This is a genomic window from Zhihengliuella sp. (assembly GCF_031178195.1).
In the GTDB taxonomy this organism is placed as follows: Bacteria; Actinomycetota; Actinomycetes; order Actinomycetales; family Micrococcaceae; genus Zhihengliuella.
In genome coordinates, this window is sequence record NZ_JAPSJL010000008.1 from 86,947 (window position 1) to 107,703 (window position 20,757).

Annotated in this window: 19 protein-coding genes and 2 tRNA genes; 10 read left to right on the plus strand and 11 right to left on the minus strand. The window is 69.8% G+C overall.

The window, feature by feature from the left end:
• The first annotated feature begins 1 nt into the window (after position 1).
• The 5 genes from RIN46_RS11730 to pknB are packed head-to-tail and all read left to right on the plus strand — an operon-like array spanning position 2 to position 8,082.
• Positions 2 to 1,435: a protein phosphatase 2C domain-containing protein gene (locus tag RIN46_RS11730; protein WP_309081765.1), complete on the plus strand. Its 1,434-nt coding sequence runs from the start codon at positions 2 to 4 to the stop codon at positions 1,433 to 1,435.
• Positions 1,428 to 2,792, plus strand: a complete 1,365-nt coding sequence (locus RIN46_RS11735; protein WP_309081766.1) for an FtsW/RodA/SpoVE family cell cycle protein — start codon at positions 1,428 to 1,430, stop codon at positions 2,790 to 2,792. Before RIN46_RS11730 ends, RIN46_RS11735 begins: the two co-directional genes overlap by 8 nt.
• On the plus strand, positions 2,789 to 4,243 hold the full coding sequence (locus RIN46_RS11740; RefSeq protein ID WP_309081767.1) for a penicillin-binding protein 2: 1,455 nt from the start codon (positions 2,789 to 2,791) through the stop codon (positions 4,241 to 4,243). Before RIN46_RS11735 ends, RIN46_RS11740 begins: the two co-directional genes overlap by 4 nt.
• A complete protein-coding gene (locus RIN46_RS11745) occupies positions 4,240 to 6,084 on the plus strand; it encodes a protein kinase (protein WP_309081768.1) in 1,845 nt (614 codons plus the stop codon). Before RIN46_RS11740 ends, RIN46_RS11745 begins: the two co-directional genes overlap by 4 nt.
• Positions 6,085 to 8,082 (plus strand): Stk1 family PASTA domain-containing Ser/Thr kinase, encoded by a 1,998-nt coding sequence (gene pknB, locus RIN46_RS11750; protein WP_309081769.1) that lies wholly within the window; start codon positions 6,085 to 6,087, stop codon positions 8,080 to 8,082. It begins immediately after the preceding gene.
• Positions 8,083 to 8,135: 53 nt separating this feature from the next.
• Here pknB and RIN46_RS11755 read toward each other — a convergent pair whose 3' ends face one another.
• Genes RIN46_RS11755 through RIN46_RS11765 form a run of 3 tightly spaced genes read right to left on the minus strand, consistent with a single transcriptional unit; the run spans position 8,136 to position 9,802 of the window.
• Positions 8,136 to 8,789, minus strand: a complete 654-nt coding sequence (locus RIN46_RS11755) for a gamma-glutamyl-gamma-aminobutyrate hydrolase family protein (RefSeq protein WP_309081770.1) — start codon at positions 8,787 to 8,789, stop codon at positions 8,136 to 8,138.
• Positions 8,786 to 8,956, minus strand: a complete 171-nt coding sequence (locus RIN46_RS11760) for a hypothetical protein (RefSeq protein WP_309081771.1) — start codon at positions 8,954 to 8,956, stop codon at positions 8,786 to 8,788. Before RIN46_RS11760 ends, RIN46_RS11755 begins: the two co-directional genes overlap by 4 nt.
• 48 nt (positions 8,957 to 9,004) lie before the next feature.
• The gene (locus tag RIN46_RS11765) at positions 9,005 to 9,802 is read right to left on the minus strand and encodes a class E sortase (protein WP_309081772.1); all 798 of its coding nucleotides are present in this window, start codon (positions 9,800 to 9,802) and stop codon (positions 9,005 to 9,007) included.
• 89 nt (positions 9,803 to 9,891) lie between these two features.
• On the opposite strand from RIN46_RS11765, the gene RIN46_RS11770 reads away from it, so the two are divergent.
• Genes RIN46_RS11770 through RIN46_RS11780 form a run of 3 tightly spaced genes read left to right on the plus strand, consistent with a single transcriptional unit; the run spans position 9,892 to position 11,381 of the window.
• Complete coding sequence (locus RIN46_RS11770; protein WP_309081773.1) at positions 9,892 to 10,143, plus strand: cell division protein CrgA; 252 nt, start codon at positions 9,892 to 9,894, stop codon at positions 10,141 to 10,143.
• Positions 10,136 to 10,678, plus strand: a complete 543-nt coding sequence (locus RIN46_RS11775; RefSeq protein WP_309081774.1) for a DUF3817 domain-containing protein — start codon at positions 10,136 to 10,138, stop codon at positions 10,676 to 10,678. Before RIN46_RS11770 ends, RIN46_RS11775 begins: the two co-directional genes overlap by 8 nt.
• A gap of 43 nt (positions 10,679 to 10,721) precedes the next feature.
• A complete protein-coding gene (locus RIN46_RS11780; protein WP_309081775.1) occupies positions 10,722 to 11,381 on the plus strand; it encodes a LysE/ArgO family amino acid transporter in 660 nt (219 codons plus the stop codon).
• Here RIN46_RS11780 and RIN46_RS11785 read toward each other — a convergent pair.
• The 3 genes from RIN46_RS11785 to RIN46_RS11795 all read right to left on the minus strand — a co-directional run bounded on the left by RIN46_RS11785 (position 11,368) and on the right by RIN46_RS11795 (position 14,751).
• The gene (locus tag RIN46_RS11785) at positions 11,368 to 12,453 is read right to left on the minus strand and encodes a GNAT family N-acetyltransferase (RefSeq protein WP_309081776.1); all 1,086 of its coding nucleotides are present in this window, start codon (positions 12,451 to 12,453) and stop codon (positions 11,368 to 11,370) included. The two genes, RIN46_RS11780 and RIN46_RS11785, sit on opposite strands and share 14 nt — an antisense overlap.
• A gap of 630 nt (positions 12,454 to 13,083) precedes the next feature.
• Positions 13,084 to 14,034 (minus strand): rhomboid family intramembrane serine protease, encoded by a 951-nt coding sequence (locus tag RIN46_RS11790; RefSeq protein ID WP_309081777.1) that lies wholly within the window; start codon positions 14,032 to 14,034, stop codon positions 13,084 to 13,086.
• Positions 14,035 to 14,217: 183 nt separating this feature from the next.
• On the minus strand, positions 14,218 to 14,751 hold the full coding sequence (locus tag RIN46_RS11795) for a peptidylprolyl isomerase (RefSeq protein WP_309081778.1): 534 nt from the start codon (positions 14,749 to 14,751) through the stop codon (positions 14,218 to 14,220).
• Positions 14,752 to 14,923: 172 nt separating this feature from the next.
• On the opposite strand from RIN46_RS11795, the gene RIN46_RS11800 reads away from it, so the two are divergent.
• Both RIN46_RS11800 and RIN46_RS11805 read left to right on the plus strand, forming a co-directional pair.
• Positions 14,924 to 15,721, plus strand: coding sequence for a hypothetical protein (locus RIN46_RS11800; protein WP_309081779.1), 798 nt, complete (start codon positions 14,924 to 14,926; stop codon positions 15,719 to 15,721).
• An 85-nt stretch (positions 15,722 to 15,806) separates the two neighbouring features.
• Positions 15,807 to 16,634, plus strand: a complete 828-nt coding sequence (locus RIN46_RS11805; RefSeq protein WP_309081780.1) for a glycosyltransferase family 2 protein — start codon at positions 15,807 to 15,809, stop codon at positions 16,632 to 16,634.
• 136 nt (positions 16,635 to 16,770) lie between these two features.
• Here RIN46_RS11805 and RIN46_RS11810 read toward each other — a convergent pair.
• The 5 genes from RIN46_RS11810 to gyrA all read right to left on the minus strand — a co-directional run bounded on the left by RIN46_RS11810 (position 16,771) and on the right by gyrA (position 20,698).
• Positions 16,771 to 16,846 (minus strand) — tRNA-Ala (locus RIN46_RS11810).
• Positions 16,847 to 16,853: 7 nt separating this feature from the next.
• On the minus strand, positions 16,854 to 16,973 hold the full coding sequence (locus tag RIN46_RS11815) for a DLW-39 family protein (RefSeq protein WP_309081781.1): 120 nt from the start codon (positions 16,971 to 16,973) through the stop codon (positions 16,854 to 16,856).
• Positions 16,974 to 16,998: 25 nt separating this feature from the next.
• A tRNA-Ile gene (locus RIN46_RS11820) sits at positions 16,999 to 17,072 on the minus strand.
• Positions 17,073 to 17,180: 108 nt separating this feature from the next.
• On the minus strand, positions 17,181 to 17,996 hold the full coding sequence (locus RIN46_RS11825; RefSeq protein ID WP_375141884.1) for a DUF3566 domain-containing protein: 816 nt from the start codon (positions 17,994 to 17,996) through the stop codon (positions 17,181 to 17,183).
• Entirely contained in the window at positions 17,993 to 20,698 is a 2,706-nt protein-coding gene (gyrA, locus tag RIN46_RS11830; RefSeq protein ID WP_309081782.1) for a DNA gyrase subunit A, read from the minus strand. Before gyrA ends, RIN46_RS11825 begins: the two co-directional genes overlap by 4 nt.
• Between the last annotated feature and the right edge of the window lie 59 nt (positions 20,699 to 20,757).

Consider the following 20,757-nt stretch of genomic DNA (forward strand, 5'->3'; position numbering starts at 1 on the left):
CGTGAGTCAGAGCAAGCCTCTGGTCCTGCGGTTCGCGGCCGCCTCCGACGTCGGCAAGGTGCGGTCCAACAACCAGGACTCCGCCTACGCCGGCCGCTACCTCGCGGTCGTGGCCGACGGCATGGGCGGCCACGTCGGCGGCGATGTCGCCTCGGCCTCCACCGTCCTGGACCTGGTGCATCTGGACCAGCACACCACCGAGGACCCGGAGACGGTCCTGCCGGACGAGATCCAGACGGCCAACTCCATCCTGAACGAGCTGGTCAGCCAGAACCCGAAGCTCTCCGGCATGGGCACCACCGTGACCGCGCTCCTCCTCACGGGCGATACATTCCAGTACGCGCATATCGGCGACTCACGTGCATACCGACTGCGGGATGGAAAGTTCGAGCAGGTCAGCCGGGACCACACCTTCGTCCAGCGACTGGTCGAGGAGGGGCGCCTCTCCCCGGCCGACGCCGAGACGCACCCGCACAAGAATGTCCTGCTCCGCGTCCTCGGGGACTCGGACGCCAGCCCCGAGCTCGACATCCGACAGTTCCCGGTCACTCCGGGCGAGCGCTGGCTCCTGTGCTCGGACGGGCTCAACGCCGTCGTGCCGGACGCGATCATCGAGCGCATCGTGCGCGGCACCAAGGACCTGCAGGAGACGGCCGACGACCTGGTGCAGACCACCCTCGACCGGGGGTCGCCGGACAACGTGACCGTCGTCGTCGTCGAGGTCGCCGAGGACGACGGCACACCGCCCGTGCTCCCCCCGGCCCCCGCGGCGCCCGAGGAATCCGCGCCGGACACGGGCATGCTCGAGCGGATCACCGGGTCCGAGGACCTCGAGGCCAGCGCCGCGATCATCCGCCACGAGATGAACAACCGGCCCCACGTGCTGGTGGGCTCCGCGTACCTGGCCACCCAGACCGGCCACATCCCCATGGTCACGACGCGGTCCGCGCAGAAGCGCGCCGCGGCACTGCTCATGCACAAGACGCCCCAGCAGGAGGCGGAGGCCCTGGAGCACCTCCAGGAGGAGCTGTCACCACGACGGCGCTGGCTGATGCCGGCGTTCCTGACGCTGATGTCGCTGATCCTCATCGCGGTGCTGTGGTTCGGCTACCTGTGGACGCAGACCCAGTACTACGTGGGCAACGAGAACGGGCGGGTGGCGATCTTCAACGGCGTCTCGCAGGACCTGGGACCCGTGAAGCTCTCCGAAGTCGCCTCGGTGACGGACATCCCGCTCGACGCGCTCCCCGCCTACACCCAGCAGCGGCTCAAGAACTCCCTGCCCGCGCGGGACCTCGCGCACGCCCAGGAGATGGTCGACGAGCTGCTCGTGACCGCCCGGCGGTCCTGCCCCGTCGTCGTGCCCGCCGAGGACGAGTCGGCGGCGGCCCCCGCCAATCTCCCCGCCTACTGTGTGGAGGACGTCGATGAGTGACCTCCGGACGGCCCCCGTCTCCCGCCGCAACACCGAGCTGTGGCTGCTCTTCCTCGCCACGGGCGTCGCCGTCGGCGCCGGCTACCTGGCCGGCCTGACCGCGCCGGAGGGCCTCTCCCCCGAGTTCGTGAAGCAGGGCGGGATCCTGCTCGTGCTCGCCCTGCTCATGCACATCGTGCTGCGCATCTGGGCCAAGTACGCGGACCCGATCATCCTCCCGTGCGTCGTCGCGCTGAACGGCATCGGCATCGCCATGATCCACCGGCTGGACATCGCCTCCGGGGACACCGCGGCGAACCGGCAGCTGCTGTGGACGGGCGTGGCCATCGCGGCCGCCATCGCCGTCGTCTGGGCGATCCGCGACCACCGGATCCTGCGCCGGGCGACCTACATCTTCCTGGCGCTCTCCGGCCTCCTGATGGTCCTGCCGCTCATCCCGGGCCTCGGCGTCGAGATCAACGGCGCCCGGATCTGGGTGAACATCGCCGGGATGTCCTTCCAGCCCGGCGAGCTCGCCAAGATCACGCTGGCAATCTTCTTCGCCGGCTACCTCTCGAGCAACCGGGATCTCATCCTGCTGGCCGGACGGAAGATCGGCCCGCTGCAGCTGCCGCGCGTCCGGGACCTCGGACCGATGGTCCTCGCGTGGCTGATCAGCATCGGCGTCCTGATCCTGCAGCGCGACCTGGGCACCGCCATCCTCTTCTTCGGTCTGTTCATGTGCGTCGTGTACGTCGCGACGGCCCGCATCAGTTGGATCCTCATCGGGCTCGGCCTCGTGGCCGTCGGCGGGGTCCTCGCCGCGCAGTTCATGGGGCACGTCACGCGCCGCATCAACGGCTGGCTGAACGCCTTCGACCCCGAGGTGATCAACGCCGCCGGCGGCTCCCACCAGATCGTGCAGGGCCTCTTCGGCCTCGCGAACGGAGGGCTGTTCGGCACCGGCATGGGCAACGGCCGGCCGGACCTGGTCCCGTACGCGAACTCGGACATGATCATCTCCGCGCTCGGCGAGGAGCTCGGGCTGATCGGCGTGATCGCGATCGTCCTGCTCTACGTGGTGATCGTCAGCCGCGGCATCCGCGCCGCCCTCGGCACGCGGGACGCCTTCGGCAAGCTGCTCGCCTCCGGCTTCTCGTTCATCATCGGCCTGCAGTGCTTCGTGGTCATCGGCGGCGTCACGCGGCTGATCCCGCTGACCGGGCTGACGACGCCGTTCATCTCGGCCGGCGGCTCCTCGCTGCTGTCCAACTGGATCATCGTGGCGCTGCTGCTGCTGATCTCCAACAACGCCCGCAAGCCGCTGCCCACGACCGAGGACGTGGCGGTCCTGACCAAGAACGGGGGGAACGCATGAACCAGGCCATCCGGAACACGTGGATCGCGCTCATGGTCCTCTTCGTCGCGATCATGGGGTCCCTCACCTACGTCCAGTTCTTCACCGCCGACGAGCTCAACGCCAATCCGCTCAACCGGCGGCAGCTCTACCAGGACTTCGACATGGCGCGCGGCGCCATCCTCGTCGACGGGAGTCCGATCGCCGAGTCGGTCCGCACGGACCAGGGGCAGTTCGAGTACCAGCGCGTCTACCACGATCCGCTGCTCTACTCGCACCTGACCGGCTTCTACTCGCTGGCGGCCGGCTCCACGCACCTGGAGTCCGTCATGGACGAGTACCTGGCCGGCCGGAGCGACGAGCAGGCGTTCGACCGCCTCCTCAACCTCTTCACGGGCTCCTCCACCGAGGGCGCGTCCGTCGAGCTGACCATCGACGGCGCGCTGCAGCAGGAGATCTACGACATCCTGCCCGACGATGTCCCGATCACGGCGGTCGTCACCGACGTGAGGACCGGCGACATCCAGGCCATGGTCTCCAAGCCGTCCTACGACACCAACCTGCTCACCGTGCCCAGCACGGCGCAGGCCCAGGAGAACCTGCAGGCCATCGAGGAGCGCCCGGGGTTCAGCCCGTACCGCAACCCCGCGATCGCCGACCTGGTGGCCCCCGGCTCCACGTTCAAGATCCTCGACCTGGTGGCCGCGCTCGAGTCGGGCGAGTACGACGTCGACTCCGAACTGCCGAACCCGCCGAGTCTGGACCTGCCGGGTTCGAGCACGCCCCTCAGGAACTTCGAGGAAGGCATCTGCGAGCGCCGGCCCGAGGAAGCGTCGCTGCGCTTCATCGTGGCCCAGAGCTGCAACACCCCGTTCGCGCAGATCGCGGCGACGGTCGGCGAGGACGCGCTCAGGGACGTCTCCGAGCGGTTCGGCTTCGGCCAGCCGCTGAGCATCCCGCAGCGCGTCGAGCCGTCGCGCTTCCCGCAGGAACTGGATCCCGCGCTGCTCGCGCTGTCCTCCATCGGCCAGTACGACGTCGCCGCGACGGCCCTGCAGATGAACATGGTGTCGATGGGCATCGCGAACGACGGCGTCATCATGAAGCCGAACCTCATCGATCAGATCATCGCGCCCGACCTGAAGGTCCTCGAGGATCCGCAGCCGGAGGAGTTCAGCACGGCGACCACGCCGGAGGTCGCGGACCAGGTCACCGAACTGATGCGCGAACCGCTCGACGGCGGCACCGCCGCGGCGGCCCGGGTGCCGGGCCTGGACGTGGCCGCCAAGACGGGAACCGCGCAGATCGGCGGGGACAGCGACAACGTCAACTCGTGGATCACCGGGTTCGCGCCGGCGGACGATCCCCAGTATGCCGTGACCATCATGGTGCCGAACATTGACTACGAGACCGGCCATTCGTTGACCAGTCCCAACATGAAGAAGATCCTAGAGGCGGTGTTCAACAAGTGAGGCCTACATCGGGTATCACCCTTGGCGGTCGGTTCAAGCTGACGGACAGGATCGCCATCGGCGGGATGGGCGAGGTCTGGAAGGCGCAGGACCAGGTCCTCGGCCGGATCGTCGCCATCAAGATCCTCAAGGAGGAGTACACCGGCGATCCGGGGTTCCTCCGCCGTTTCCGTGCCGAGGCGCGCCACACCGCGCTCCTGAACCACAACGGCATCGCCTCCGTCTTCGACTACGGCGAGGAGGAGGGATCCGCCTACCTGGTCATGGAGCTGGTCCCCGGCAAGCCCCTCTCCGCGATCATCGAGCGCGAGCGGGTCCTGTCCACCGACCGCACGCTCTCCATCGTCGCCCAGACGGCCCGCGCGCTCGCTGCCGCCCACGAGCTCGGGCTGGTCCACCGCGACGTCAAGCCCGGAAACCTGCTGATCCTGCCGGACGGGCGCGTGAAGATCACCGACTTCGGCATCGCGCGCCTGGCCGACCAGGTCCCGCTCACCGCGACCGGGCAGGTCATGGGCACCGCCCAGTACCTCTCGCCCGAGCAGGCGACGGGCCAGCAGGCCACCGGCTCCAGCGACATCTACTCCCTCGGCGTCATCGGGTACGAGTGCGTCGCCGGGCGCCGCCCGTTCTCCGGCGAGTCCCAGATCGCGATCGCCCTCGCCCAGGTCAACGACACGCCGCCGCCGCTGCCGGACAACATCGACCCGCACATCCGGGCACTCCTGATGTCCATGCTCGCCAAGGACCCCGCGGACCGCCCGGCCGACGCCAACAAGCTGGCGGAGGCCGCCGACGCCCTGCGCGCCGGCAACAGGAGCGCCGCCGTCGCCGCGGTGCCCGGGATGCTCAACTTCGTCACCGACACGGCGGCCACGCAGGCAATCGGCACGGGCGAGGCTCCCACCCAGGCGCAGACCCGCGTGGTCCCCGGCCAGGCCAACCCCTCGACGTCGGAGCTCCCGGCCGTCGGGGCGGGCGCCGCCGCAGGGGCCGCCGCCGGCGGCGACTTCAACTCGATCGTCGGGGCCAGCCACGACTGGGAGGACACCGAGCACGACGACGCCGGCGAGGACCAGCAGCTCGCGCGCGAGCGCCGCAGCCCCTGGACGTGGCCGCTCATCGCGCTGCTCGCGCTCGTGGTCTTCGCGCTGCTCGGCGCCTGGCTCTTCCCGCTGCTGACCGGGTCCGACGACGATCCGGAGCCCCGGCCGTCGTCGTCGGTCTCGGCGTCCCCGAGCGAGACCGAGTCCGAGACGCCGTCGGAGTCGCCATCCGAGAGCGAGACCGCCCCGGAGACCACCTCGGCGCCGCCCAGCGAGACGGAGGACGAGCCGGACACCGTCACGGTCCGGGCCAACGACTACATCGGCCAGCCGCTGGAGGCCGCCCGTCAGGACCTGATCAACCGGGGCCTCCGGGTGGACACGGAGGGCCGGGAGAGCAGCGAGGCCGAGAACACCGTCCTGGACGTGTCGCCGACCGGCGAGGTCCGCGTCGGGCAGACCGTCACCCTGGTCTACTCGGTGGCGCCCGAGCAGCCGGAGCAGGTGACCGTTCCCTCGAACCTGGTGGGCCAGAGCGAGGACGCGGTCCGCCGGGCCCTGCAGGAAGCGGACCTGAGCCCGGTCCGCGCCGAGCGCAGGGCCAGCGACGAGCCGGCCGGCACCGTCCTCAGCGTCAATCCCTCCAGCGGATCGCAGGTCGCCCCGGGTTCCGAGGTCGCCTACGTCGTCTCGACCGGTCCGGAGCCCAGCGAGACGCCGGACCCCACACCCAGCCAGTCGGCCCAGCCGGGCGCCTCGGCCGGCCCCACGGCCACGACCTCGCCCAGCAGCTAGATGACCCAGAACAAAGTCCTGAACGACCGCTACGAGGTCCTCTCCCTCATCGGGCGCGGCGGCATGGCCGACGTCTACCGGGCCCGCGACATCCGGCTGGGGCGCGAGGTGGCCATCAAGCTCCTGCGCCGCGACATGGCGCGCGACCCGGTCTTCCAGGCCCGGTTCCGCCGTGAGGCCCAGGCCGTCGCGGGACTCAACCACCCGGCGATCGTCGCCGTGTACGACACCGGCGACGAGCAGGTGCCGGACGACCGCGGGAACGAGGGCACCAGCAGCGTGCCCTTCATCGTCATGGAGTATGTGGACGGCCGCACGCTCCGCGACCTGCTCAAGGACGGCGAGGTCAGCGTCGACGACGCCGTCGACTACACCCTCGGGGTGCTCTCCGCCCTCACGTACAGCCACAGCAAGTCGATCGTCCACCGAGACATCAAGCCGGCGAACGTCATGGTCGCGGACAACGGCCGCGTCATGGTGATGGACTTCGGGATCGCCCGGGCCCTCGCCGACGCCTCCGCCACGATGACGCAGACGCAGGCGGTCGTCGGCACGGCGCAGTACCTCTCCCCCGAGCAGGCGCGCGGCGAGACCGTCGACGTGCGCAGCGACATCTACTCCACCGGCTGCCTGCTCTTCGAGCTGCTCACCGGCCGGCCGCCGTTCGTCGGCGACAGTCCCGTGGCCGTGGCCTACCAGCACGTCGGGGAGGCTGCGCCGTCGCCGAGCGCCCTCAACGAGAACGTCCCGCGCGCGCTGGACACCGTCATCGCCCGCGCGCTGCAGAAGGACCGCGAGGACCGCTATCCGGACGCGGCCGCCTTCGCCGCCGCCCTGGAGCAGGCCCGCCGCGGCGGCGATCCCGAGGCCACCCAGCTCCATCCCGCCGTCGTCGGGCACGACGACGCCCGCACCGAGGCGCTCGCGGTGTCCTCGGCCGCCACGGCGGCCATCCCGGCGTCGTCCGCGGCCGGGCCGGCCCACCGGGAGGCGCATGCCGCCACTCCGGAGGACGGGGAGGACCACCACGCGGGCGCGCTCACGTACGACGACGGCTCCCACCTCGGCGGGGCCCCCGGCCATCGCGGCGAGGACCGCAGGCGCGGACGCGGCTGGGCGGTGTTCGCGACCGTCCTGGTCATCCTCGTCCTCGCCGGCGGCGCCGCCTACCTCTGGAACTGGTCGCAGCAGGTGCAGGCCGCCAACGCCCAGGTGTCCGTCCCGGCGGTCGCGGGGCTGGATCCCACCACGGCGCAGAACCGCCTCATCGACGCGGATCTGCGCGTGAGGGGGATCGTCGAGGAGTTCAGCGACGACGTCGACGAGGGCCTCGTGGTGGGCACCCGCCCGGGCTCGGGCGAGTCCGTGCGCGTCGACTCGCCAGTGGAGCTCGTCGTGTCCAAGGGGCCTGAGTCGGTGGAGATCCCCGACCTCGGCGGGGCGACCGAGTCGACCGCCCGCGCGTCGCTCGAGGATCTCGGGCTCGTCGTGGACACCGAGATGCGCGAGGAGAACAGCGCCACCGTCCCGCAGGACCGGGTCCTGTCCACCAACCCGGGTTTCGGCGAGCGGGTCCAGGCGGGCAGCACCGTCCAGCTCACCCTCTCCACGGGCCGGGTCTCCGTCCCGGACCTGATGGCCGAGGGGCTCACGGTGGAGGAGGCGGACGCGCTGGTGTCCGACCCCGCCGTCGGACTGTCCCTGCGGGTCGTCGAGGAGACCAACGCGGTCCTGCCCCCGGGCACCATCACCGGGCAGTCCCCGGAGGCCGGCGCGGACATCGAGCAGGGCGGGGTCGTGCAGATCACCGTGGCCACCGAGCCCGCCGCTCCGGCCGAGCCGACGCCTTCGGAGGAGTCCGAGTCGCCGAGTCCCAGCGAGTCAGCCGAGGAGTCCTCGGAGCCGGCGGAGGAGAGCTCGGAGGCCCCGGGCAACAGCGACCAGGCCCCGGGCCGCTCGGAGGCCCCCGGGCAGACCAAGCGGCCCGACGAGGGCTGAGGGCCCGACGGCTCGGCCCGGAGGTCCCCCGGGCGGGGCTGCTCGACCGGGGACTACTTGATGAGGGGGCTCAGCGTCGCGGCGCGGGCGGCGGCACCCTCGAGCCCGAGGCTCTCGAGCCAGTTCCCGAGCATCTGGTAGCCGCCCTGCGTGAGCACGGACTCGGGGTGGAACTGGACGCCCCACAGCGGAGCGCTCTTGTGGCACAGGCCCATGACGACCCCGCCGGGAGCGTTCTGGGACGCCGTGGTCCACGCCGTGATCGCCAGGTCGTCGCTGATGGTGTCCCGGACGGCGGCGAGCGAGTGGTAGCGCGTCGCGGTGAACGGGCTGGGCAGGCCCGCGAAGGGCCCGGTGCCGTCGTGCTCGACCAGCGACGTCTTCCCGTGCATGAGCTCCTCGGCGTGGGTGACGACGCCGCCGTAGGCCTCCGCGAGCGCCTGATGCCCCAGGCACACGCCGAGCATCGGCTTGGCGGCCGCTCCGCACCAGCGCACCATCTCGATGCACACGCCGGCCTCGGCGGGGTTGCCGGGGCCCGGGGAGAGGAGGACGCCGTCGCGTCCCGCGGCGAGCTCGATCGCCTCCTCGAGGGTGACGTCGTCGTTGCGCACGACCGTCGTCTCGGCGCCCAGCTCCTGGAGGTAGCCGACCAGCGTGTAGACGAACGAGTCGTAGTTGTCGATGACCAGAATGCGTGCGGTCATAGGAGGACCCAGCCAATCGTCGAATCGGTCCACAGGCTCACACGGCCGCTGACCCAGGGAAACACGTACACGAACAGGACCAGTATGACGCCGGCGAGGAGGGCGACGCTAATGAGGACGCGCAGCCAGAAGGGGCCGGGCAGGGTCCGGAAGAACCAGGCGTACACAGTGACTCCTCGTCGTCGGTGCGTTCGGGGTGCGGTCGAGGGGAAGGCTCAGCCGGTCGAGGCCGAGCCCCGGTCCGCGGCGGCGTAGGCCTCGCGGATCTGGTCCTGCGGTCCCGCCTCCGCGGGCCGGAAGGACTCCAGCTCGGCGTAGGCGATGATGCGCTGGGCCGTGCTGAAGATCGGATGGCAACTGGTCAGCGTGAGGATGTTCCACTCGGGTTCGGCGTCCGGCTGGTGCGGGACGGGGAGCAGGACCTCCGAGGCCCCGGGATTGACGATCTCCGTGTCCGAGTACTCGTACTGGTAGAAGCCCTCCCGGGTCTGGACGTAGAGCCGGTCTCCGTCGGTCAGCTGGTCGATCTCGTAGAACACCTGCCCGTGCGTCTGCCGGTGGCCAGCGAGGGCGAAGTTCCCCGGCTCGCCGGGCAGCTGCGTCTGCGGGTAGTGGCCGATCCCCACGGTGTTCAGCACGTCGAGTCCGACGCCGGTGCTCACCGGCCGGACGTAGTCGTCGTCGAAGCGCGGAACGTAGAGCAGGGCGAAGGTCCCCTCGCCGCCCGCGGCGGCCGGCGGCTCCCCGAACTCTGCACGATCGGCCGCAGCCTGCTCCTCCGGTGAGAGCAGCCGCCCGGTCGGCTCCGGAGCCGGTGCCGCGTCTCCGAAGTCCTCCAGGAGCCGGCTGGTGGCCTGGCCCTGCTGGCGGCCGGCCTCGAGGTTGGTCCACCACAGCTCCCAGACCACGTAGAGCATCAGGACGACGCCGAGGGTGATGAGCAGCTCGCCGAGCAGCCCGGCGACCCGGGCGGCCGGCGACCGCCGTCGTCGCCCGCGGGTTCGATCTGCCATGTGCGCTCCTGAGGCCCGCCTTCGACCGGGCGGGTTAGCTAGTATGGTGTAGCCAGACTACCGTCCGCCACGACCCGCAGGAGTCCGCCGTGCCCGAGTCCAAGACGCGCCGGAAGGCCCGCCGCCAGGCCGATCCGGCGGCCGCGACGGAGCGCATGCCCCTGCCGCTCTGGTACAAGATCATCATGTTCGGGTCGATGATCCTCGGACTGCTGTGGATCATCGTCTACTACGTGACGCAGAGCCTTTTCCCGATCATGTCGATCGGCGGCTGGAATATCGTGATCGGCTTCGGCATCGCCATGGTCGGCTTCTTCATGACCACGCGCTGGCATGCCTGACCGCGTGCCGTCCGGCCAGCGCACCGCAGATCCGCGGCCGGCAGCGGCCGCATCCGGAGCGCTCCCCTCGCCGCGGGGACTCTACGGTGCCGTCGCGCTGGTAGAGGTGATCACCTGGGCCCTCCTGCTGATCGGCATGGCCTTCAAGTACACCGGTGTGACCGAGGTGCTGGTCTCCATCTTCGGGACCATCCACGGCGTCGCCACCGTCGCCTACGTCCTCACGAGCCTCTTCGTCTGGGTGAACGAGCGCTGGAGCGTCGGTGTCGGCGTCATGGCTCTCGTGTCCGCCGTGATCCCGTTCGCGACCCTGCCGTTCGAGCGCTGGACCCTGCGCACCGGGCGCCTCTCCGCCGCCTGGCGTCTGGCTCCCGGTTCGGGCGGGGGAACCGCGGAAGCTCCCCGTGGACTCGTCGAGCGGCTGCAGGCCTGGTGCCTCGCCCGGCCGGTGACGGCACTCGTCGTCGGTGTCCTCTTGGTCGCCCTCATCACGGTGGCACTGCTGCTGATGGGTCCCCCAATCCCCGCCGACTAGCGTATATGCCATCGAAGGTATTTGTTTCGCGGGCATTTCAGGAATGGCATCCATGAGCTGGCTCCTGTCGTCGGCCTCCGGCCTGGCGATGGGCCTGTCGCTGATCGTCTCCATCGGCGCCCAGAACGCCTTCATCCTCCGGCAGGGCATCCGCCGCGAGCACGTGCTCCCGGTGGTGGCGGTCTGCATCGCCTCCGATGTCCTCCTGATCGGAGCCGGTGTCGCGGGATTCGGGTCCCTCGTACTCTCGGCCCCGTGGATCCTCCAGGTCGCCCGCTTCGGCGGTGCGGCGTTCCTGACAGCCTTCGGCGTCATGGCCGTACGCCGCGCCGTACGCCCGGCGGCCCTCACGGTGGACGAGACCGCGGGCACCTCGCCCGCCGGGCCCTCCGGTGCCGGGCGGCGGGCCCCCGTGCTGATCGCGCTGGCGCTCACCTGGCTGAATCCGCAGGTGTACCTGGAGACCGTGGTGCTCCTCGGCTCGGTGGCGGCGGCCCGCGGCGAGCAGCTCGGCGACACCGCACGGTGGTGGTTCGGCGGCGGTGCCATGACTGCGAGCGTCCTCTGGTTCAGCGCGCTGGGGCTCGGTGCCCGCTACCTGCGGCCGCTCTTCGCCCAACAGGCGGCCTGGCGCGTCCTGGACGCCGGCGTTGCGGTCATGATGTTCGCACTCGCCACGCTGCTCGTCGTCAACCCGCTGTAGCCGTCTCCTGGGGTGCTCGGAGGGGCTCGACGACCTTGCTGTACTCCACACTCCGCCGAATGGGGCGGAACCCGATCCGTTCGTACAGGCCGACGGCGCCGGTGGGGCTGTCGGAGTCGACACCGAGCTCGATCCGCTCGTACCCCGCGGCCCGCGCCTGCCGGACGACGTCCGTCAGGAGTGCCGAGGCGAGTCCTCTCCCCCGCGCGCGCCGTCGGGTCCCCACCAGCGCCACGTAGATCTCTCCTGCGTCCCATTCCTCGCTCAGGACGTAGGCATCGACCGGGTCCTCGGGGTATCTCGGATCCAGCGCCAGGCGGCTGAACTCGGGCCGGAAGGCGCTGCCGCCGACGAAGTGCTTCCACTTCTCGATACTGCCGGGGGTGAAGTTCCAGTGATCGCGGAACGCGTCGAGGTGGGCCCGGTGGACGTGTGGACTCAGGGCCTCGGTGATGCGGACCGGCTCGGCAGCGTGGTCGGAAGGTTCCGGCGGCGTCCAGACCGCCAGGTCGATGCGCATGTCCAGGAAGTAGCGGACGGCCTCGTAGCCGTGAGCGACCGCCAGCTCCTGGTAGCCATCGTTGGTGAGCGTGTTCCACAGGTCGATCTGCACCGGCAGCCCCGGGTGCCGCGCAGCGGCGAGCCGTCGGATCCGCGCCTCCCCCCGGGCGAGGATCTCCCCGCCGAGACCGCGGGCGCGAAAGTCCGGGTGGACTCCCCCGTCGAGATTGGCCTTGGCGACGCCGTCCTTGGCGGCCTCGCGGACGGAGACGGTGGAGGAGGCGATCATCGTGGCGCCGTCCCACCAGGAGAAGGTATCCAGCTCCGGGTCCCGGCCCGGGATGCTCAGCATCTCCCCCATCTGGACCGCATTGGCGACTTCCCCGCTGTCGTCGAAAGCCCCGACGGCGTTGTGGAGGACCGACCATGCCTCGAGGTCGTCGACGCCGATGGCCCGGGGCGGTCCGACGGATGCGCGGACCGGCGCAGCGCTGCCCGAAGTGTCACGGGCCATCGTCTCGGCGGCCGTCTCCGTGGACGACGCGGTGCCCTCTGGGCGAGGTGCGCTCATGGCTCTACTTCCCTGTGAGATATCGGGCCGGGACCCGGCCCGTCAAGACTGATTGATAATTCCCAACCATCAGCCTACGACGTCCTCCCCGCCAGAGGAAGGCCGCGACGGGGTGTTCTTCACCGTTCACACCGGATGCCCACAGTTGTGCACGGAAGTTATCCACAACTGGGGACAGTGCTGTGGGAAAGTGTGTTCGATTCGCTGCCATCTCGCCGCCCCGGTGCCCTCGAAACCTTCGAATCACACGCTTGTAAGTTATTAACACTGTGGACAATCGCTGTGGACAGCGTTCCGCCGGGGCTGCAGCCCTGGACGGGCAGCACCCGCTGGTCGCCCGGATCCGCGCGGCGGGGAGCAGACCGTCGCTCGATCGGACCATCTCGACCACGCGTCCCTCCGGAGGATGGCTCTCATGGCTTCACACGTGTGCACGGCAGTTATCCACAGGTGGGGATAGATGTGTGAATAATGACGCACGACAGCGGTGCCACTCGCTCGCTGGCCCGCGCTGGAGGGGATCCGCGCCAGGCGGAGTGTGAAGGGCCGGGAGCGAATGACACCGCTGTGAGTTATTAACACTGTGGACAAGCCGTGTGGACAAGCCTCGGGCGGCGCACCCCTTCGGCCCTACAGCGCGTAGATGCGCTCCGGCACGGTGCTCGCTCCCCACCACGTGAGAGCGACGAGAATCAGCGCGATCGCGACGAAGCCCGCGATCTGCACCGTGTTGCGGCGCCGGTGTCGGACGGCGGCGGCAGCGACGGGGGAGAGCTCCGGATCGGCCGACGGCCGGCGTCGTACCGAGAGCGTGACGACCGCGGCGACGGCCGCACCCGTCAGCAGGCCGCCCAGGTGCGCCTGCCAGGACACGTTGAAGCCGGGGATGAACCCGATCACCAGGTTGATGCCCACGATGATCAGGATGGGCACGAAGTTGCCGCCCCGGGCGCGGGTGACGATCAGCAGCGCACCGAAGAGCCCGAAGATCGCCCCGGACGCGCCGACGACGCCCTGCAGGGGATGATCGAGCAGCAGGACCGCGACCGAGCCACCGACGCCGGACAGCAGGTACAGCAGGGCGAACCGCAGTCGTCCCAGCATGGGCTCGAGCACACGGCCGATGATCCAGAGCGCGTACATGTTGAAGGCGATGTGCATCAGGAATCCCTGCGAGTGCAGGAACGTCGAGGTGATCATCCGCCAGGGCTCGCTGAGGATGTAGACGCCGGCCCAGAGCAGGCTGTTGGACAGCGTGGGGACGGCCCACTGCGCGAGGAAGGTGACGACGCAGAGGGCGATCATCGTGTACGTCACCAGCGGGCGGCCGTCGGTGGGGCGCGCGCCGAACGCGGTCCGCGCCACCGGGGCCGAGCGGTTGGCCTCGCGGACGCAGTCGACGCACTGCACGCCCACGGGCGCCGGACGCTGGCACTCGGCGCACGCGGGCCGACCGCAGCGCTGGCACCGGACGTAGCTCGGGCGGTCGCCGTGCCGCGGGCAGACGGGGGCGCCGGCGCTCTGGCCGTAGGCGGGGCCGTGGGGATCGCGGGGCGGGTCGTTGGGCAGTCCGTAGGACATGGCTTCCACTCTCTGGTTCCGATGGTGCTGTGCTGCGGGGCTATACGTCGTCGGGGAGGGCGCGAGGGTGCTTAACGAGCGTCGGTCCCGTGCGAAGACTCGCGACGGGACCGATCGGCTGGCCGGCGGGGCCGCCCGCGCGACCCGGGAGGGCCGTGCGGGGCGGTCGCGCACGAGCGGGACCTAGACGGCGACGACGTCGACGCTCTCGATAACGACGTCCTCGCGGGGCTTGTCACGTCCGTCGGTGGAGACGCGGTTCAGCTTGTCGACGACGGCGCGCGAGTCCTCGTCGACGACCTCGCCGAAGATCGTGTGCTTGCCCTGCAGCCACGTGGTGGGGATGGTGGTGATGAAGAACTGCGAGCCGTTGGTGCCCGGGCCGGCGTTGGCCATGGCCAGCTTGTACGGCGCGGTGAAGTCCAGCTCCGGGTGGATCTCGTCCTCGAACTGGTAGCCCGGGCCGCCGAAGCCCTTGCCCAGCGGATCGCCGCCCTGGATCATGAAGTCAGCGATGATGCGGTGGAAGATCGTGCCGTTGTACAGGGGGGTGCCGGTCTTCTTCTCGCCGGTCTCCGGGTGCGTCCACTCGCGCTCGCCCGTCGCCAGGCCGACGAAATTCTCGACCGTCTTGGGGGCGTGGTGCCCGAAGAGGTCGACCTTGATGTCGCCCTCGTTGGTGTGGATGGTTGCCTTGTGCGTGGGGATTGCAGTCATACCGCCATTCTTCCACGCACCTCCCGCGCGTAGGGGGCCCGCATCTGGGAGTCCCCTACGCGGTGAGTGAAAATTCCGGAGACAGCTCTGGCAGTGTCCTGAGAATCGTGGTCCGCCCGGGGCCTACGGCGTAGGCTGGGGCCAGAACCGCAAGCACTTCGGGAGGAAACCTGTGAAGAAGACAGAACGTGTTACCCGCGAGTTGGGCGATTCCGTCACGCATACGGTCGAGGGCGCACGCGACTGGGCCGCCCCGCGCGTCGACGCGGCCGTCAATTGGGCCGCCCCGCGCATCGAGCGCGGCATCGAGGTCGCCTCGCCGAAGCTCCAGGCCGGTATCGCCCGCGCCGCCGTCGAACTGTCCGACGGCGTCGCGAAGGTGACGCCGAAGCTCCAGGACTCCATCAACCAGGCGGCGCCGAAGATCTCCCGGTTCGTCGACGAGACGTCGCCGAGGCTCCAGCGCACGCTGGACAAGGCGACGCCGGCCCTCCACAACGCCCGTGACGCCGTCGTGGGGAGCTACATCCCGGCCGCCAGCTCCAAGCTGGGCGATGCCGCCGACTTCACGGCGCACAAGCTCGAGCACCTGAAGGTGGCCGCCCCGCTGCAGGAGGCCGTCGCCACGGTGACCAAGGACAAGAAGGCCCTGAAGAAGGCCCGCAAGGCCGCCGTCTCGGCCGCCAAGCAGGCGTCGAAGGACCTGAAGAAGTCCAAGAAGCGCCGGGGCAAGGGCTTCATCGTGTGCCTGGTGGTCGCGGCGGCCGTCGCCGCCGGAGTGGCCGCATGGCGCGCCTCCAAGCCGGTCGAGGACCCGTGGAAGACCCCGAGCCCGGTGGATCCGGCGCCGGTGCCTGCCGACTCCGTCGAGGAGTCGCCGGTGCGCGAGGCCGCCGACAAGGCGGTCGGCGAGGCCGAGGCCACCGTCGAGGAGGTCCGCGAAGCCATCAAGGGCGACAGCAGCAAGTAGCTCCCCGGGGAGCGGCAGGGCAGGCGCTGGGCGGAGGGATCCGTCCAGCGCCTGCCCTTTCCCTGTTCCGGGTAGATTGGCCCCTGTGAGCGGCCGCCCGAGCGTTTCCATCATCATCCCGGCGTACAACGAGGAGCGCATCATCCGGCGCTGCGTGACCGCGGCGCTGGAGCAGTCGGTCCCCGCCCACGAGGTCATCGTGGTCGACAACCGCTCGACCGACCGGACGCGGACCGTCGTCGCGGAGCTGATGGGGGAGCGCCCCGACGCGCCGCTGAGGCTGCTCCGGCAGGACGCGGAGCAGGGACTGGTCCCCACCCGCAACGCGGGGCTCGACGCCGCCACGGGGGAGGTCCTGGGCCGGATCGACGCGGATTCCCTCCTGGAGCCGGACTGGGTGGAGCGGGTGGTGCAATGCTTCGCGGATCCGGCGGTGATGGGCGCCACCGGTCCGGTGCACTACTACGACATGCCGCTGCGCCGGCTCGGCCTGCGGGCCGACGACAGCCTCCGTCGTCTCTCCCTCCGGGCCGTCTCGGGGCGGTACCACTTCCTCTTCGGATCCAACATGGCCCTGCGCGCCTCCGCCTGGGGGATCCTCCGCCACGAGGTCTGCCGGGACGAGGACGACGCGTTCCACGAGGACATCGACCTCTCCGTCCACATGGCCCGCCACCGGATGCCGATCCGCTACGTGCCGGGCCTGGTCGCCGGCATGTCGGCGCGTCGCCTCGACGACTCACCGCGCGACTACCGCTCCTATGTCCTGCGCTTCGACCGGACCTACCGGGCCCACAGCATCCGCGAGCCGCGGCTGCGGATCCCGATGCTGATCTTCCTCTCCATCTATTTTCCCGCCAAGCTCATGCGGCTGCTCCACGCCGGTCAGACGGCGGGGGAGCGGGAGGGGTGACGGTGAAGCGGCACGGCCGGCGTCGTCGGCGGTAGAGGCCGCCCGCCGAGAGCAACGGTCCGGAGCGCGCTGGATCCGGGCCGGAGGTGCCCGGGAACGACGGAATCCCCGGTCCAGATGGACCGGGGATTCCCAGTGGTGGAGGCAAGGGGACTCGAACCCCTAACCCTCTGCTTGCAAAGCAGATGCGCTACCAATTGCGCCATGCCCCCGTGCGGGTCAGTCTACGCGATCAGTCGCCTGATCCCAGACCGACTTCTCGGCTTCCGATTCGCGCCACTTCTTGAACGCGAAAACACCGGCGGCTGCTGCTGTGACGAGAACGATGAACCGCCTCATGGCCTCTCCTACCGGTGGGATTGCGTGGGCGTACCAGGACTTGAACCTGGGACCTCTTCGTTATCAGCGAAGCGCTCTAACCGCCTGAGCTATACGCCCCCATGGCCGCTTGGACCGAGATAAAACTTTACAACATGGATTTGCAGTCCAACAAATCGTGTCCCGCCGGTGTGGGGAACGTTACCGGCGGGACACGGTCCTGCCTGGTCAGTCGTCGGTCAGGGTGACGCCGATGCCGCCGACGAGGGAGGAGGAGATGTTGTAGAGGACGGCCGCGAGCGTCGAGATCGCGGTGATCAGGACGACGTTCACGACGGCCACGATCGTGGCGAAAGCAGCGATCTGGCCCAGCGAGGCGAAGTCAGCGAGGCTGAAGCCGGACTCCGAACCCGCGATCTCCGTGAGCAGGCTGTTGACGCTGTCGAACACGCCGGTCAGGTCCAGCACCGTCCACAGCACGACGGCGGCGACAACAGTCACGATGCCGAGCGCCACGGAGAGCAGGAAGGACAGCTTCAGCACGGACCAGGGATCGACGCGGCTCACGAGCAGGCGTGCCTTGCGAACCTTCGCCTTGGGCGCCGGACGCACCAGTTTCTGCTGTCCCGCCCCCTGCTGACCGGCGGGACGCTGGCCGGCCGGTCGCTGCTGACCGGTCGCCTGCTGCGGACGCTGCTGACCAGTCTGCTGCTGCGGACGCTGCGGGGCCGGCTTGCCGGCCGCGGACTTCGCGGCGCCCGACGCGGGCGCCCCGGTCGCCGCGGGGGCCCGGCCCGGAGTCGGCTTCCCCGACGCCGGCCTGGACTCCGGCCGCTGCTTCTCACCCGGCTGGGAGGCGCGCTGGGCATCGCCGCGCGCCGCCTCGCCGGCCCCCGGCTTCTTGCCGGCTACCGGTTCCTTGGACCCGGAGGCCAGACGCTGGCCGGCGGCTCCGCTGGGCGACTTCTGCTCTCCGGACGTGCGTGGAGCCTGGCTACCTTCGGGCCGGGGCGAGCCCGGGCGCGGAGTGTTGGGGGTGCTCACGCATTACCTCCGTCAATCTCTGGTGCTTCGCTCGCGGAGTCGGGCGCATCTGCCGTGCCCGCGTCTGCCGCGGCCTCCGGCGCCTCGTGCGGGGCGTCGTCGTTCTGCGCTGCGTCGTCGTTTAATTCCGGGTCCAACGGTACTTCATCATCCCCGGGGACTCCTGCGAGGCCACGCTCGGTGTTCCGTGCGACGGCGATGATCCGGTCCTTCTTGTCCGGCTTCGCGAAGATGACGCCCATGGTGTCGCGGCCCTTGGCCGGGATCTGGACCACCCGGGAGCGGACGACCTTGCCGCTCTCCATGACCACCAGCACCTCGTCGTCCTCGTTCACGACGACGGCGCCGACCAGGTTGCCGCGCTCGTCGGCCTGCTTGGAGACCTTGATGCCGAGTCCGCCGCGGCCCTGGACACGGTACTCGTCCATGCGCGTGCGCTTGGCGTACCCGCCCTCGGTGATCACGAGCGAGAACGAGTCGTCGGTGACGACGTCGGCGTTGAGCAGCTCGTCCTCCTCGCGGAACTTCATGCCAGTGACGCCGGAGGTGTTGCGGCCCATGGGGCGCAGCGCCTCGTCGGTCGCGGTGAAGCGCAGGGACTGGCCCTTCCGGGAGACGAGCATCAGGTCGTCCGTCTCGGAGATCAGGCGGGCCGCGACCAACTCGTCGCCGTCGCGCAGGTTGATCGCGATGAGGCCGTTGGAGCGGTTGGTGTCGTAGTCCGCCAGGCGCGTCTTCTTGATCAGACCGCGCTTGGTGGCCAGGACCAGGTACGGGGCCTGCTCGTAGGACTTCAGCTCCATGACCTGGGCGATCGTCTCGTCCGGCTGGAACGCCATCAGGTTGGCCACGTGCTGGCCCTTGGCGTCACGGCCCCCCTCGGCGAGCTCGTAGCCCTTCGCCCGGTACACGCGGCCGTGGTTCGTGAAGAACAGCAGCCAGTTGTGCGTGGTGGTGACGAAGAAGTGCTCGACGACGTCGTCGCCGCGCAGATTGGCACCCTTGATACCCTTGCCGCCGCGGTTCTGAGAACGGTACTGGTCGATCCGGGTGCGCTTGACGTAGCCGCCGCGGGTGATGGTGACGACCATCTCCTCCTCGGGGATCAGGTCCTCCATGGACATGTCGCCGTCGTAGCCCATGAGGATCTTGGTCCGGCGGTCGTCGCCGTACTTCTCGGAGATCTCGGCGAGCTCCTCGGAGATGATCGAGCGCTGGCGGGCCGGATCCTCGATGATCGACTTGAAGTCCGCGATCTTCAGCTCCAGCTCGGCGTGCTCGTCCTGAATCTTCTGCCGCTCGAGCGCGGCGAGACGCCGCAGCTGCATGTCGAGGATGGCCTGTGCCTGCAGATCGTCCAGCCCCAGGAGCTCGCGCAGGCCCTCGCGGGCGTCGTCCGCGGTCGGGGAGCGGCGGATGAGCGCGATGACCTCGTCGAGCGCGTCGAGCGCCTTGAGCAGGCCGCGCAGGATGTGCGCGCGCTCCTCGGCCTTGCGCAGCCGGTACTTGGTGCGCCGGACGATGACCTCCACCTGGTGCGCCACCCAGTGCCGGATGAACGCGTCGAGGGAGAGCGTCCGCGGCACCCCGTCGACGATCGCGAGCATGTTCGCCGAGAAGTTGGTCTGCAGGTCGGTGTGCTTGTAGAGGTTGTTCAGCACCACCTTGGCGACGGCGTCGCGCTTGAGCACCACCACGAGCCGCTGGCCGGTGCGGCCGGACGTCTCGTCGCGGAGGTCGGCGATGCCGGCGATCTTGCCGTCCTTGACCAGCTCGGCGATCTTGATCGCGAGGTTGTCCGGATTGGCCTGGTACGGGAGCTCGGTGATGACCAGGCAGGTGCGCCCCTGGAGCTCCTCCACGCTGACCACGGCGCGCATGGTGACGGAGCCGCGGCCGGTGCGGTAGGCGTCCTCGATGCCCTTGTGGCCGAGGATCGTGGCGCCGGTCGGGAAGTCGGGGCCCTTGACCCGCCGGATCAACTCCTCCAGCAGCTCCTCGCGGGAGGCCTCCGGGTTCTTCAGGTACCACTGGACGCCGTCGGCGACCTCGCGGAGGTTGTGCGGCGGGATGTTCGTGGCCATGCCGACGGCGATGCCCGAGGAGCCGTTGACCAGCAGGTTCGGAAAGCGGGCCGGGAGGATCGTCGGCTCGAGGTTCTTGCCGTCGTAGTTGGGCTGCATATCGACGGTCTCCTCGTCGATATCGCGCACCATCTCCATGGCCAGCGGGGCCATCTTGGTCTCGGTGTACCGCTGGGCTGCGGCGCCGTCGTTGCCGGGGGAGCCGAAGTTGCCCTGCCCGAGGGCCAGCGGGTAGCGCATGACCCAGTCCTGGATCAGGCGGACCAGGGCGTCGTAGATCGCGGTGTCGCCGTGGGGGTGGTACTGGCCCATGACCTCGCCGACCACGCGCGCGCACTTGTTGTAGGAGCGCTCGGGGCGGTACCCGCCGTCGAACATCGCGTACAGCACGCGCCGGTGCACGGGCTTGAGGCCGTCGCGCACGTCCGGCAGCGCGCGGCCGACGATCACGGCCATCGCGTAGTCCAGGTAGGACCGCTGCATCTCGGTCTGCAGGTCGACCGGTTCGATGCGGTCCATCTCGGCCTCGGTCACGGGGGCGGGCGCCACGACGGCGCCGGTCTGCTCACCGTCCTCGTTCAGGTCTCCGGGCAGGTTTTCGGGGGTCTCGTCACTCATCGAGCAATTCCTCTAAGTAGATTGCGCATCCGCGCAGAACTGGATCTGATGTGGGGTTC